Origin of the sequence: Jiangella rhizosphaerae, assembly GCF_003579925.1 — a bacterium.
In the GTDB taxonomy this organism is placed as follows: Bacteria; Actinomycetota; Actinomycetes; order Jiangellales; family Jiangellaceae; genus Jiangella; species Jiangella rhizosphaerae.
In genome coordinates, this window is the sequence record NZ_QUAL01000108.1 from 1 (window position 1) to 12,165 (window position 12,165).

At 73.6% G+C, this 12,165-nt stretch carries 17 protein-coding genes; 12 read left to right on the top strand and 5 right to left on the bottom strand.

All coding sequences use genetic code 11. From position 1 onward, the window contains the following. Positions 1–77 precede the first annotated feature (77 nt). Positions 78–689: a ClpP family protease gene (locus DY240_RS11555; RefSeq protein WP_119660045.1), complete on the top strand. Its 612-nt coding sequence runs from the start codon at positions 78–80 to the stop codon at positions 687–689. A gap of 360 nt (positions 690–1,049) precedes the next feature. Here DY240_RS11555 and DY240_RS33290 read toward each other — a convergent pair whose 3' ends face one another. Beyond that, positions 1,050–1,496, bottom strand: coding sequence for a helix-turn-helix domain-containing protein (locus DY240_RS33290; RefSeq protein ID WP_119660046.1), 447 nt, complete (start codon positions 1,494–1,496; stop codon positions 1,050–1,052). A gap of 136 nt (positions 1,497–1,632) precedes the next feature. Between DY240_RS33290 and DY240_RS11565 the strand changes: the two genes are divergently transcribed. The 5 genes from DY240_RS11565 to DY240_RS11585 are packed head-to-tail and all read left to right on the top strand — an operon-like array spanning position 1,633 to position 4,409. After that, a complete protein-coding gene (locus tag DY240_RS11565) occupies positions 1,633–1,974 on the top strand; it encodes an ArsR/SmtB family transcription factor (protein WP_199701341.1) in 342 nt (113 codons plus the stop codon). Beyond that, positions 1,974–2,243 (top strand): hypothetical protein, encoded by a 270-nt coding sequence (locus DY240_RS11570; RefSeq protein ID WP_119660048.1) that lies wholly within the window; start codon positions 1,974–1,976, stop codon positions 2,241–2,243. The genes DY240_RS11565 and DY240_RS11570 overlap by 1 nt, the downstream gene beginning before the upstream one ends. A 4-nt stretch (positions 2,244–2,247) precedes the next feature. Continuing rightward, on the top strand, positions 2,248–3,216 hold the full coding sequence (locus DY240_RS11575; RefSeq protein ID WP_119660049.1) for an NAD(P)-dependent alcohol dehydrogenase: 969 nt from the start codon (positions 2,248–2,250) through the stop codon (positions 3,214–3,216). A gap of 45 nt (positions 3,217–3,261) precedes the next feature. Further along, on the top strand, positions 3,262–4,206 hold the full coding sequence (locus tag DY240_RS11580; protein ID WP_119660050.1) for an iron-containing redox enzyme family protein: 945 nt from the start codon (positions 3,262–3,264) through the stop codon (positions 4,204–4,206). Further along, a complete protein-coding gene (locus DY240_RS11585) occupies positions 4,203–4,409 on the top strand; it encodes a CDGSH iron-sulfur domain-containing protein (RefSeq protein WP_119660051.1) in 207 nt (68 codons plus the stop codon). Before DY240_RS11580 ends, DY240_RS11585 begins: the two co-directional genes overlap by 4 nt. 15 nt (positions 4,410–4,424) lie before the next feature. Here the strand turns inward: DY240_RS11585 and DY240_RS11590 are convergent, their stop codons facing one another. Continuing rightward, a complete protein-coding gene (locus DY240_RS11590; protein WP_119660052.1) occupies positions 4,425–5,069 on the bottom strand; it encodes a methyltransferase in 645 nt (214 codons plus the stop codon). A 51-nt stretch (positions 5,070–5,120) separates the two neighbouring features. Between DY240_RS11590 and DY240_RS11595 the strand changes: the two genes are divergently transcribed. The 6 genes from DY240_RS11595 to DY240_RS11620 all read left to right on the top strand — a co-directional run bounded on the left by DY240_RS11595 (position 5,121) and on the right by DY240_RS11620 (position 8,707). Then, positions 5,121–5,939, top strand: a complete 819-nt coding sequence (locus DY240_RS11595) for an LLM class flavin-dependent oxidoreductase (protein ID WP_119660061.1) — start codon at positions 5,121–5,123, stop codon at positions 5,937–5,939. A gap of 215 nt (positions 5,940–6,154) precedes the next feature. Continuing rightward, complete coding sequence (locus DY240_RS11600) at positions 6,155–6,832, top strand: hypothetical protein (protein WP_147375295.1); 678 nt, start codon at positions 6,155–6,157, stop codon at positions 6,830–6,832. Further along, positions 6,825–7,208, top strand: coding sequence for a DUF1761 family protein (locus tag DY240_RS11605; RefSeq protein WP_119660054.1), 384 nt, complete (start codon positions 6,825–6,827; stop codon positions 7,206–7,208). The genes DY240_RS11600 and DY240_RS11605 overlap by 8 nt, the downstream gene beginning before the upstream one ends. A 46-nt stretch (positions 7,209–7,254) precedes the next feature. Further along, positions 7,255–7,509 carry a hypothetical protein gene (locus DY240_RS11610; protein ID WP_119660055.1) on the top strand — a complete coding sequence of 85 codons (255 nt, stop codon included), beginning with the start codon at positions 7,255–7,257 and terminating at the stop codon, positions 7,507–7,509. Between the two features lie 139 nt (positions 7,510–7,648). Further along, positions 7,649–8,215, top strand: coding sequence for a DUF937 domain-containing protein (locus DY240_RS11615; RefSeq protein WP_119660056.1), 567 nt, complete (start codon positions 7,649–7,651; stop codon positions 8,213–8,215). Positions 8,216–8,260: 45 nt separating this feature from the next. Then, a complete protein-coding gene (locus DY240_RS11620) occupies positions 8,261–8,707 on the top strand; it encodes a methylglyoxal synthase (RefSeq protein ID WP_119660057.1) in 447 nt (148 codons plus the stop codon). 3 nt (positions 8,708–8,710) lie between these two features. Here the strand turns inward: DY240_RS11620 and DY240_RS11625 are convergent, their stop codons facing one another. From DY240_RS11625 to DY240_RS11635, 3 genes are read right to left on the bottom strand one after another with little or no spacing between them, the layout of a single operon-like run. Beyond that, a complete protein-coding gene (locus DY240_RS11625; RefSeq protein WP_119660058.1) occupies positions 8,711–9,778 on the bottom strand; it encodes an ABC transporter permease in 1,068 nt (355 codons plus the stop codon). After that, on the bottom strand, positions 9,759–10,757 hold the full coding sequence (locus DY240_RS11630; protein WP_119660059.1) for an ABC transporter ATP-binding protein: 999 nt from the start codon (positions 10,755–10,757) through the stop codon (positions 9,759–9,761). The genes DY240_RS11625 and DY240_RS11630 overlap by 20 nt, the downstream gene beginning before the upstream one ends. Beyond that, entirely contained in the window at positions 10,754–11,905 is a 1,152-nt protein-coding gene (locus DY240_RS11635) for a COG1470 family protein (protein ID WP_119660060.1), read from the bottom strand. The genes DY240_RS11630 and DY240_RS11635 overlap by 4 nt, the downstream gene beginning before the upstream one ends. Between the last annotated feature and the right edge of the window lie 260 nt (positions 11,906–12,165).

The following is a 12,165-nucleotide window of genomic DNA, read 5'->3' on the forward strand; positions in this document are numbered from 1 at the left end:
AGCAGGGCAGTGACCTGGTGGCACCCGGGGTGCATCGACGCCCAATCGGAGAACGCCGACCAGAGGATGGTGCACCAGTGAGCCAGTACACGATCCCGACGGTCATCGAGAAGACGCCGTCGGGCGAGCGGGCCTTCGACATCTACTCGCGGCTGCTCAACGAGCGGATCGTCTTCATCGGCACCCCGATCGACGACGGTGTCGCGAACGTCGTCATGGCTCAGCTGCTGCACCTGGAGTCGGCCAGCGCCGACCTGGAGATCGGGCTGTACATCAACTCCCCCGGCGGGACGTACAGCGCGCTCACCGCGATCTACGACACCATGCAGTACGTGACGCCCCCGGTGTCGACGACCTGCATGGGCCAGGCGTCGGAGACGGCGGCGGTGCTGCTGGCCGCGGGCGCGCCGGGGCGGCGGTTCGTGCTGCCGCACGCGAAGGTCATGCTGCACCAGCCGTCCAGCCAGGCCCGCGGCACGCTGCCCGACCTCGCCGTCCAGGCCAAGGAGGTGGCGAAGATGCGGGCCGAGATGGACCAGATCCTCAGCCGGCACACCGGCCACTCGGTGGAGAAGATCCGCGCCGACACCGACCGCAACAAGACCTTCTCCGCCCATGAGGCCGTCGACTACGGCCTGGCCGACCAGATCATCGCCAGCCGGAAGGCCATCCCCGCCGGCGTCATGTGACCGAAGGGGGGTACCGGCGCGCCGGGTCGCAGCTCGCGGCCCGGCGCGCCCCGCCGCGTCCGTCCCCACCGGCCTACGAAATTGATCTTGGAGTAATGCGGGTATCTATCGGACATTTCACCCGACAATTGCCGCCTTACTCCAAGATCAACTTCGGCATGGGCGCAGGGCATGGGAACGGGACGGACGACGAGGTCAGCGCGCGGCCCGCAGAGACCCGCCGGGCCCGGCGGGCGAACCCCGTCCGGGTCCCGCGGTACGGCCAGCCGGGTCCCGCGGTTGGCCCGCCCGGGGTCCGCGGTTGGCGCGCCCGGATCCGGCGGCGAGGTCCGCCGAGCCAGGAGGCGAGCCCTGCCCGGGTCAGGCGGCGAGCAGCAGGACGTCGCCGTTGCGGCCGGCCGGCGGGCGGCGGCGCTGCACCCGCGTCGCCTGCGGCAAGCGCACCGGGTCGCGCCGGCGCAGGGCCCGGACGGTGTCGAGCCGGATGACCGTGGCGCGGTGCTCGTCGAGATCGTGCCGGACCGCGCCCAGCAGGTCGGACAGCTCCAGGCCGAGTGCGTCGCAGACCGCCGCGAGCACCTCGGACGAGGCCTCCTTGCGGCCGCGCTCCACCTCGGACAGGTACGGCATCGAGACCTTGGCGTCGGCGGCGACGTCGGCCAGCGTGCGGCCCTGCTCCCGCCGCGTGCGCCGCAACACGTCGCCCACCATCGTGCGCAGCAGCGGCGTCACCCGCTGACTCTCGTCGCCGCGCGCAGCCTCGCGGCCGGCTCCCACGTCTTCGCGTTCGTCCACGCCGCCACTCATGTGCCCACGCTAACGGCGCCAGCGGCGGTTCCGGGAGGCCGGTTCGCCGCCGGCGAAAGCCGCTCTTGCGCAGGACGACCACTTCAGCGTAGCGTGACACCTGTCAGATATTTCTTTCACGTGTTCGGGAGTCCTGATGGCAGACGGGCCGAGCGGCGACCGGCTGGTCGAGATGCTCGCCGCGCTCGCCAACCCGATCCGGCTGCGCATCGTCGCCACCCTCGCGGGCGGGCGCGACTACGTCAGCCACCTGGCCCGCGAGATCGGCGTCAGCCGCCCGCTGCTGCACATGCACCTGCAGAAGCTCGAGGCCGCCGGGCTGATCACCGGGCGGCTGGAGCTGTCCGACGACGGCAAGGCCATGAAGTACTACGAGGTCACCGAGTTCGACCTGCACCTGACCGCGGCGGCGCTGGCCGCCGCGGCGCAGACCCTGACCCCACCGGACCCGCCGGGTCCCGCACGCAAGGAGCCCTGATGGACGACATCACCTGGCCGGCGGCGATGATCTTCTTGGGCGTCATCGCCCTGGTGATCTTCCTCGTCGGCGCCACGATGGCGACGTTCCTCGAGATGCGCAAGACGCGGCTGGTCGCCGAGCAGGAGACCCAGCTGCGCCAGCTGGTCGGCCGGTACGAGCAGCTCGCCGAGAACACCCTCGACGCGCAGCAGCGCACCGCCACCGACGTCGCGGAGCTGCGCTCGCGGGCCGCGTCGATCGAGCAGCTCCTGCGCACGGTGGAGTGACGACGTGAAGGCCATGGCCCGTCGCGCCTACGGCGACCCGAGCCGGCTGCGGCTGGTCGAGCTCGACCGCCCCACGCCCGGACCCGGCGACGTCCTCGTCCGGGTGCACGCGGCCGGCGTCGACCAGGGCGTCTGGCACGTCGTCACCGGGCTGCCCTACCCGATCCGGCCGGTCTCCGGGCTGCGCCGGCCACGGAACCCCGTGCCGGGCCTCGACCTCGCCGGAGTCGTCGAGGCCGTCGGAGCGGACGTCACGGCGCTCCGGCCGGGCGACGAGGTCTTCGGGACCGCCGCCGGGTCGTTCGCCGAGTACGTCGTCACCCCGGCGGCCAAGCTGGCCCGCAAGCCGGTCCGGCTGAGCTTCGCCGCGGCGGCCTCCGTGCCCACGTCGGCGTTCGCCGCCCTGCAGGGCCTGCGCGACAAGGCCCGGCTGAAGGACGGCGACCGCGTGCTGGTCATCGGCGCGGGCGGCGGGGTCGGTACGTTCGGCGTGCAGCTCGCGCGGGCGTTCGGCGCCGAGGTCACCGGCGTCTGCAGCACGGCGAAAGCCGATCTCGTCCGCTCGCTCGGCGCCACCCACGTCGTCGACCACACCCAGGAGGACTTCGCCGCCGCCGGCCGGCGCCACGACGTCGTCCTCGACTGCGGCGGACACGCGTCGCTGACGCGGCTGCGCCGGGTGCTCGAGCCGCGCGGGGCATTGGTGCTCATCGGATCCGAGCACGGCGGCCGCTGGCTGGGCGGCACGGACCGGCAGCTGCGGGCGATGCTGCTGTCGCCGTTCGTGCGCCAGCGGCTGGGCACGCTGATCTCCACCGACCGCCCGGACGACCTCGAGCTGCTGCGCGCCATGATCGACGACGGCCGCGTCACCCCCGCGCTGGACCGCACGTTCCCGCTCGAGCAGGCCGCCGAGGCGATCCGCTACCTGCGCGACGGCCACGCCCGCGGCAAGGTCGCGCTCACACTGTGACCTGGGACCGCGCATCGGCCACGGTTCCTGGGGTATTGCCGGGACATGCGGATACCGAAGGCACGGGGCGAGCTCAGCGAGGCACTGGCGGCCGCCCTGCAGGAGGGGACGGCGCCGGCCGAACTGGCCGACGTCGCGGCCACGGATGACGCCGATCGGCACCTGAGCTTGTGGACGTTGTACGAGCTGTCCTACCGCGGCTTCGACGGCGTCGACGACGAGCTGGAATGGCAGCCGGAACTGCTGGCGCTGCGCCACACGCTGGAACGGCGGTTCGAGGCGGAGCTGCGCGAGTGGTTCTCACCACCCGAGCTCGGCGAGCCGTTCGCGGACGCGCTCTTCGAGCTGATCGAGAACGACGACGGCGCCTCCGTCGCCACGTTCGTGCAGCGGGAGGCCACGCTCGACCAGACGCTGGAACTGCTGCGCTACCGCACCATCTACCACCTCAAGGAGGCCGACCCGACGGCCTGGGTCGTCCCGCGGCTCACCACTGGCCCGAAGGCGGCGCTGATGGAGCTGCAGTACGACGAGTACGGCTGCGGCGATCCGAACCGGCTGCACTCGCACCTGTTCGTCCGCGGGTTGGACGCCTGCGGGCTGCGCTCGGACTACGGCGCCTACATCGACGACGTCCCCGTCGAGGTGCTCGTGCAGAACAACGCGATGTCGCTGTTCGGCCTGCATCGCCGGCTGCGCGGCGCGGCGCTCGGACACCTGGCGGCGTTCGAGGCGACCAGCTCGCTGCCGTCGCGGCGCATGGCGCAGGGCCTGGAGCGGCTCGGGCTGCCGACGGAGATGATCGCGTACTACGAGGAGCACGTCGAGGCCGACGCCGTCCACGAACAGCTCGCCGTCCGGACCATCTGCGGCGCACTGGTCGAGGAGGAGCCGGCTCAGGCCGCCGAGGTCGCGTTCGGCGCACTGGCCTGCCTCGGCCTGGAGGACCGCTTCGCCCGGCGGATGCTCGCGGAATGGGGTGCGGAATGAAGGAGCACTTCGACCACCCCGACGTCGTCGTCTGCCCCGGCGGGCCGCTGCTGCTGCGCGGCGAGCACGTGATCGAGGACGCCGAGGGCCGTCAGCACCGCACCAGCCGGCCGGTGAGCGCCGTCTGCCGGTGCGGCAAGTCCGCCGACCAGCCCTGGTGCGACGGCACCCACAAGGTGCTGCCCGACAAGCTGAAGCCCTGACGCCGTCAGGGCGCCTCAGCGGTGCCGCACGAGCGCGAGGATGCCGTGCTCGCCGTAGGACCGCCGCGCGGCGACCCGCAGCGTCGCCGACGGGTCGCCGGCCAGCCGGTCGGCGACCCGGTCGACCTGCGCGGCGGTGCCGAGCTGCACGACGGCGGACCCGCCGGGCAGCAGGTGCCGTGCGATGACCTCGAGGCAGACCCACGCGACGGCCATGCCGTCGGGCCCGCCGTCGATCGCCGCCACCGGGTCCCGCGGGAACCGCCCGACCGACGCCGTCGGCACCCACGGCGGGTCGGCGATGATCACCGCGAACCGCTCCCCCGGCGCCAGCGCCGTCTCCAGCGGCGAGCGCCGGACGTCGACGACGCCGGCCGGCAGCTCCCGTGACGCGTTGACGCGGGCGAACCCGCAGGCGACGGCGTCGCGGTCGACGAGGACGAGGCGCCGCCCGGACCCGGCGAGCGACAGCGCCAGCAGCCCGATCTGCCCCGCGCCCGCGCAGAGCTCCAGCACGGGCCCCGGCGGCGCCTCGTGCAGCAGCTCGGCGGCCCAGACGGACTGCGCGACGGTCCAGGGGCGGGGCTGCAGCACGCGGTGGTCGTAGTCGATCCGGAGCCGGCCGAAGGCGGCGGTCTGCGGAGACAGGTCGGTGGTCACGTCCCTGCTCTACCCAGGAACGCCGCACACATGTGCGGGTACGGTGACCCGATGACGATGCGTTCCGCGCTGTGGGTGCCGCTGTTCGACGAGCTCGCCGACCCCGCCGCGGTCGTGCGGCTGGCCGCCGAGGCCGAGGAGGCCGGCTGGGACGGCCTGTTCGTCTGGGACCACGTGCGCTGGCGCGAGCCCGTACGGGCAGTCGCCGACCCGTGGATCGTCCTCGCCGCTGTGGCGGCGGTGACCGAGCGGCTGGTCTTCGGCCCGATGGTGACGCCGCTCGCCCGCCGCCGGCCGGTGAAGCTGGCCCGCGAGACCGCGACGCTGGACCGGCTGTCCGGCGGCCGGCTGGTGCTCGGCGCCGGCCTCGGCAGCGACCGGTTCGGCGAGGAGTTCTCCCGCACGGGCGAGGAGCTCGACGACCGCGTCCGCGCCGGCATGCTCGACGAGTCGCTGGCCGTCCTGCGCGCCGCCTGGACGGGCGAGCCGGTCGAGCACCGCGGCGAGCACTACGTCGTCGACGGGATCAGCTTCCTGCCGACGCCCGCGCGGCCCGGCGGCGTCCCGGTGTGGATCGCCGGCTACCCCGGGAAGCTCGCGCCGATGCGCCGCGCCGCCCGGCACGACGGGTTCTTCCCGGTGAACCTGGAGCATCCCGGCCAGCTCGCCGAGGCGGCCGGCACCGTCCGGCGGCTGCGCGCCGAAGCGGGCGCGACCGGGCCGTACGACGTCGTCGTCGGCCTCGACCCGGGCACCGACCTCGCGCCCTGGGCCGCGGCCGGCGCGACCTGGTGGCTCACCGACTTCGACCCGCACGCCGACACCGTCGACGGCGTCCGCGGCGTCGTCCGCGACGGCCCGTCCGCCTGACGCCGCCGCGTCAGCGGCCTCGCGTCGACCGCCCCGCGGTGGTACGTTGCCGATGTGGTGCCGTCCCGCGCCCAACCCTCGGTTCCGGTGCTCACGCCACCGGCGTCAGCGGGGGCAAAGGGGGCCCGAGCCCTCGGGATGCCGGTTCGGTGTGTCCTTTCCGGCGGACGTCGCGAGCGTGAGTCGCGTCGCGCCGCCGACGAGAGGAACACCCGATGACCAGGCAACGATCCTTCAAGCACCTCGTCCGTACCCGCATGGCCAAGACCGGCGAGAGCTACACCGCCGCCCGGGCCGTGCTGCTCGCCGGGCAGGACGTGCCCGGCGCCGCCGCGCCCGTCCTCGCCACGTCCGACGAGACCATCCGCGAGCGCACCGGCCGCGGCTGGGAGGAGTGGTTCGACCTCCTCGACGAGTGGGGCGCCGCGGAGAAGTCACACCGCGAGACCGCCCGCTGGGTCGCCGACCAGCTCGGCGTCGTGCCGCTGGCGTGGAACGCTCAGGCGGTCGTCGGCAGCTATGAGCGGGCCCGGCTCGGCCGCGCCGTCGGGCAGCACGAGGACGGCTTCACCGTCAGCGTCTCGCGCACGGTCGCGGTGAGCGTCGAGCGCCTCTACGACGCCGTCGTCGACGCGACCCGGCGGGCCGGCTGGCTGCCGGAGGACCGGCTGCTCCAGCGGACGGCGACGCGGCCGAGGAGCGCGCGGTTCGACTGGAACGGCGGCGCGACGCGCGTGCACGTGACCTTCGACGTCAAGGACGCCGGCCGCAGCCGGGTCACCGTGTCGCACGTCCGGCTGGCCGACGCCGACGCCGCGACGGCGATGAAGGCGTTCTGGCAGGAGCGGCTCGACGGCCTCAAGGCGTGGCTGGAGGGCGGCTCCGATGCCTGACGTGTCGTTCCTCGCCGTCGCCGCCGGGACCGTCGCGGCGTTCGTCATCGGGTTCGTGTACTACGGCGTGGTCGGGGTGCCGGGCGGTGGCGCCCGGGACGTGCCGGAGCGGCCGGTGTGGCCGTTGCCGGTCGTCGAACTGGCCCGCAACCTCGTGCTCGCCGCCGTCGTCGTCGGGGTGGCGGCCGCGGCCGACGTCGACTCCGCCGGCGGCGGGCTGCTGCTCGGCCTGGCGCTGTGGATCGGCTTCCCGCTGGTGCTGTGGACCGGCGCGCTGTTCCACGAGGGCGTGCCGCCGCGCGCGGCGCTGGTGCACGGCGGCGACTGGTTACTGAAGCTGCTGGCGATCGGGCTGGTCGCCGGCCTGCTCGGGTGAGCCGGGGCCCGCTGGGTACGGGCCGAGGGACGACCGAGGAGGAACCATGAACCGTTGCGACGTCTGCGGCAACGAGTACCAGCAGGCCTTCACCCTGCGCACGGCCGGCGGCGACGAGTACGTCTTCGACAGCTTCGAGTGCGCGATCCACCGCGTCGCACCGTCGTGCGCCCACTGCGGCTGCAAGGTGATCGGGCACGGTGTCCAGGCCGGTGACCAGGTCTTCTGCTGCGCCCACTGTGCGCACGAGTCCGGCGTCGGCGCCGTCAGCGACAACGCCGAGCATCCCGTGCCCGCCTGAGCCCCTCTCCACTGCAGTCCGACACGCGCGGTGAGACGGCCCCGGCGGAACCGGTCGCGGGCCCGGCGGTGCGGCGGCATACTCGTCGCAGATTTGCGACGTAGCAGCCGCCGCGCCGCCGGACCCGACCGAGAGGCACATCATGGACATCGACGACCTGCTGGCCCGGCTCCCGATCGACCAGATCGCCGCCTCTCTCGGCGTGGACGAGGAGACCGCCGAGCAGGCGACCCGGCAGGCGCTGCCGGCGCTGATCGGCGGCATGCAGGCGAACGCCCAGGACCCCGACGGGGCGAGGTCGCTGGCCAGCGCCCTCGACGACCACGACGACGACCTCGTGCGCGACGGCGTGAGCCTCGACCGCGTCGACACGAAGGACGGCGAGAAGATCGTCAGCAACGTGTTTGGCGACAACCGCGAGCAGGTCGTGAACCAGCTGGCCGGGTTCAACAGCAAGGGCGGCGGCTCGGACCTCATCGGCAAGCTGCTGCCGATTCTCGCGCCGATCGTCCTCTCCTACCTCGCCGGCAAGGTCAAGAGCGGCGGCAACGCGGCGCCCTCGCAGCAGGCGCAGTCCGGCGGCGGGCTGGCCGACATCCTCGGCGGGCTGCTCGGCGGCGGAAGCGGCGGCTCGGGCGGCGGCATGGGCGGTCTGGGCGACCTGCTCGGCAGCCTCGGCGGCCTGCTGGGCGGCGGCAAGCGCTGACGTCGGTGTAACCGCCGCGTCATCGGCCCGGCCGATGCTGGTGGGGTGAGTGGAGCACGCCGGCACATCGCCCTCGTGGCGCACGACAACAAGAAGGTCGAGCTGCTGAGCTGGGCCGCGTTCAACCGCGACACGCTGGCCCGGCACCAGCTGTACGCCACCGGCACCACCGGCACCATGCTCGAGTACGAGCTCGGCCTGCCGGTGACGCGGTTTCTGTCCGGGCCGGTCGGCGGCGACCAGCAGATCGGGGCGAAGATCGCCGAGGGCGTCATCGACCTGCTGATCTTCCTGTGGGACCCGCTCGAGCCGCAGCCGCACGACCCGGACGTCCGGGCGCTGCTGCGGCTCGCCGCGGTGTGGAACATCGGCGTGGCCTGCAACGTCACCAGCGCCGACCTGATGATCTCCTCTCCCCTGCTGTCCGGGTTCTACCAGCGGGCCCGGCCCGACTTCGGCGACCGCGACTGGCCGCAGCAGCGCGCGAGCTGACGCTCAGGCCCGCACCTCCTGCCGCAGGAAGGCGACGTACGCGGCGGCGAACGTCAGGGTGCACCCCGCCACCAGCGCGGTCACCTGCGGCCAGACCACCAGCAGGCTCTGCCCGACCGGCAGCGTGCCCGGGACGGCGCGGTCCAGCTGCTCGGGCAGCAGCAGTCCGACCGAGCGCACCTGCGGGTTGAGCAGCGCGGCCGTCGCGTCCTCGTACAGCGTGGTCGGCGACACCTGCGACACGGTGTGCTCGAACCGCGCCCGGCCGGCCTCGTCCGACGGCCCGAGCCCATCGGCCAGCAGGCCCGCCAGCAGCGTCGCGAACAGCGTGAACACCAGCCACGCGGCGATCGCCACCAGCGCCGCCGTCGCCGGCCGCCGCAGCAGGACCGAACACAGCAGCGCGAACGCCAGCCACACCCCGATGTACACCAGGGCGACCACGAGGTAGAGCAGCAGCCGCAGCGCGTCCGCGGCCGACGGCGTGATGCCCATGCGGACGATCCCGATGCCGGCCGTCACGGCGACCAGCGCCACCAGCGTCAGCCCGATGACCGCCAGTCCGGCCGCGAACTTGCCGTTGACGACGTCGTCGCGGTGGATCGGCTGGGCGACCAGCCGCGGCAGCGTCTGGTCCGACCGCTCCTGGTTGATGGCGTCGAAGCCGAACGCGATGCCCAGCAGCGGGCCGAGGAAGCCGACCAGGGCGACGAACGACGGGATCCGCTCCGGCGACTGCGTGAACAGCAGCAGGAACGGGCTGGGCAGGTCAGTCGCCTGGGAGGCGGCGTCGCGCAGGAACCCGGCGGCGGCGACCACGGCCGCGACGCCGGCCAGCCCGATGATCACCAGCAGCACCACGAACCGGATGGACGTCAGGTGGTCGCCGAACTCCTTCGCGGCGACCGTCCGCCATCCGGCCGGCCGCCGGCCCGCCGTCCGCGCCCGCGCCGCGCGGTCGCTCAGCCGGATCAGCTCCCGCCGCAGCCGCCCGCCCACGCGACGCACCGGGACGCCGGCCCGCTCGCGCAGGGTCGGACCGCGGGAGAGGTCAGGACTGGTCGATGTCATCGCTGCCCTCCACGGCGAAGTAGCGACGGTAGATGCGGCCGAGCTCCTCGGCCCGCCGCCGGAGGTGGACGACGGTCACGCCGGCCTCCCGCAGCCGCTCGGCGATCTCGAGACGGACGTCGCGCTGAGCCCCGACCAGCCACATCGTCCCCTCGCGGCGCACGTCCACGACGTCCGGCACGTCGCGCAGCAAGGCGGCCACGTCGGCGTCGGCCGGCCCGGCCACCTCGACCTCGACGACCAGCCGGCCGCCGTGGCCCGCGGCCAGCTCGTCCACCGTCCCACAGGCGACCATCCGGCCGCGGACGAAGATGCCGATGCGCCCGCACACCGCCTGCACCTGCCCCAGCAGGTGCGAGGTGAGCAGGACGGCGACGCCACGCTCGGCCGCGAGCCGGCGGACCAGGCCGAGCACCTGGTCGGCGCCGTGCGGGTCCAGCCCGATCGTCGGCTCGTCGAGGATCAGCACGTCCGGATCCTTGATGAGCGCATCGGCGATGCCCAGCCGCTGCCGCATGCCCCGCGAATAGACCCTGACCTTGTCGTCGGCCCGGTCGGCCAGGCCGACCTCGTCGACCAGCCGCTCGATCCGTTCCTCGGCGGTGGCGCGGTCCAGCCCGTTGAGCGCCGCGGTGTAGCGCAGGTTCCACCGTCCGGTCATGCCGCCGTAGAACCCGACGCTGTCGGGCACGTAGCCGATGCGGCGCTTGACCTCCAGCGGCTGCCGGGTCGGGTCCAGGCCGGCGACGCGCACCAGCCCGCCGGTCGGCTCGCTGAGGCCCAGCAGCATGAGGATGGTCGTGGTCTTCCCCGCGCCGTTCGGGCCGAGCAGGCCGAACACCTCACCGGGCTCGATCCGCAGATCGAGCCGGTCCACCGCGGTGAGGTCGCCGTACCGTTTCGTGAGCCCTTCGGTCCAGATGGCCGGCGCCGGGCCGGTGCCGTCGGCCACGACGGGGCTCGACAGCTCGGTGGTCATCGCCGGCCGTACCTCCTGTACACCAGGACCAGCGCGCCGGCCGCCGCCACGATGATCAGACCGCCGGCGAAGCCCCACGTCGCCGACGTCTCCACCGCGTACCGGATGTCCATCTCCTCCGTGGTGCCGCCGCTGGCCGCGCTGACGGTGACGACGTAGTCGCCGGCGATCGCGTCGCCCGTCGGTGTGATGCGCGCCGTGGCCTGGGCGCTCTCGCCCGGCGGGATCGCCTCGATGACCGACGGCTCGAACTCGACCTCCCAGTCCGACGGCGGAGTCGCCGACAGCTCGACACCCTGCAGCGGAGCATTGCCGTCGTTGCGCACCAGCACCGTCATCGTGCCGGTGTCGCCGGCGGACCCGGAGGCGTTCAGCCGCTCCGACGGCGTCGTGAGCGTGAACGACGACGAGCCGGTCACCTCGGCGGCGAGCTCGGCCTGCAGGGTGGTGCCCTCGCCGGTCGCCTGGACGGCGATCGGGTAGGTGCCGGCCGGGACGTTGTCCGGCGGGTCGGCCTCCACCGCGATGGTCGTGGTGCCGCCGGCGTCGACGGTGGCCGTGGCCGCCTGCTGCTCGGCCGACGGGCTGGCCGTGACGTTCCAGCCCTCCGGGCCCGTGGCCGCGAGGGCGAACGTGGCCTCCTGGCCCGAGTGGTTGGCCAGCGTCAGGTCGAACCGGTAGGTGTCGGTGCCGGACCCGCGCAGCGTCGTGAACTCCGTCGTCAGCTCGAAGGCGTCGGCGGCCTGCTCGACCACGCGCAGCTGCAGCGGCAGTGTGGCGTCGCCGCTGCGGCCGGAGGCCACCACGGTGACCTGGTGCACGCCGGCCGCGGTCTCGGCGGGGACGCGCACCTCGAGCTGGACCTCTGCCGGCGCCGACGGGTCGGCGTGGACGGCGTCGACCTCGCGCCCGCCGCCGCGGAACACCGCCGACCAGCCCTCCGGCGCCTCGCTCACGCCCAGGCTCACGGCCTCGCGGGCGTCGGACAGGACCTGAAGATCGAACGTCGTGGACTCGCCCGCCTCGGCACGCACGGCGGGGTACGGGGTGACGATCTCGACGGCGCTCGCGGGCGCGGCGAGACCGATCGCTGCCAGCCCCCCGCCGAGCAGGGCCGCCGGCAGCCGGAAAGCGATGCGTCGCGTCATTGAACACTCCGGACAATGCCACGAGCTCCCCGGCCGCGACGCCGCTACGCCCTGGGCCCGCGGGACTGCGGCGGGCCGGAGACGCTCCCTGATCGAGTTTCCGACAACGGAAGATAAGCGGCCTGACCTGCGAGTTCAATGGCCGGACGGCGGTTCTCAGCTTCTTTTCAGCGATCTGTGACGCATCCGTGACAAACCTGAGTCCCTCACACTCAAGTAGAGGCGGACGACGGGGCGCCCGGGCCGCGCGACGCGGCCCG

Excerpts from the sequence above, each read along its gene's own strand:
- DY240_RS11625 (WP_119660058.1), bottom strand. The coding sequence starts at position 9,778 with ATGACATCGACCAGTCCTGACCTCTCCCGCGGTCCGACCCTGCGCGAG.
- DY240_RS11595 (WP_119660061.1), top strand. The coding sequence starts at position 5,121 with ATGACGATGCGTTCCGCGCTGTGGGTGCCGCTGTTCGACGAGCTCGCC.
- DY240_RS11605 (WP_119660054.1), top strand. The coding sequence starts at position 6,825 with ATGCCTGACGTGTCGTTCCTCGCCGTCGCCGCCGGGACCGTCGCGGCG.
- DY240_RS11570 (WP_119660048.1), top strand. The coding sequence starts at position 1,974 with ATGGACGACATCACCTGGCCGGCGGCGATGATCTTCTTGGGCGTCATC.
- DY240_RS11610 (WP_119660055.1), top strand. The coding sequence starts at position 7,255 with ATGAACCGTTGCGACGTCTGCGGCAACGAGTACCAGCAGGCCTTCACC.
- DY240_RS11565 (WP_199701341.1), top strand. The coding sequence starts at position 1,633 with ATGGCAGACGGGCCGAGCGGCGACCGGCTGGTCGAGATGCTCGCCGCG.
- DY240_RS11585 (WP_119660051.1), top strand. The coding sequence starts at position 4,203 with ATGAAGGAGCACTTCGACCACCCCGACGTCGTCGTCTGCCCCGGCGGG.
- DY240_RS11630 (WP_119660059.1), bottom strand. The coding sequence starts at position 10,757 with ATGACCACCGAGCTGTCGAGCCCCGTCGTGGCCGACGGCACCGGCCCG.
- DY240_RS33290 (WP_119660046.1), bottom strand. The coding sequence starts at position 1,496 with ATGAGTGGCGGCGTGGACGAACGCGAAGACGTGGGAGCCGGCCGCGAG.
- DY240_RS11600 (WP_147375295.1), top strand. The coding sequence starts at position 6,155 with ATGACCAGGCAACGATCCTTCAAGCACCTCGTCCGTACCCGCATGGCC.
- DY240_RS11580 (WP_119660050.1), top strand. The coding sequence starts at position 3,262 with ATGCGGATACCGAAGGCACGGGGCGAGCTCAGCGAGGCACTGGCGGCC.
- DY240_RS11635 (WP_119660060.1), bottom strand. The coding sequence starts at position 11,905 with ATGACGCGACGCATCGCTTTCCGGCTGCCGGCGGCCCTGCTCGGCGGG.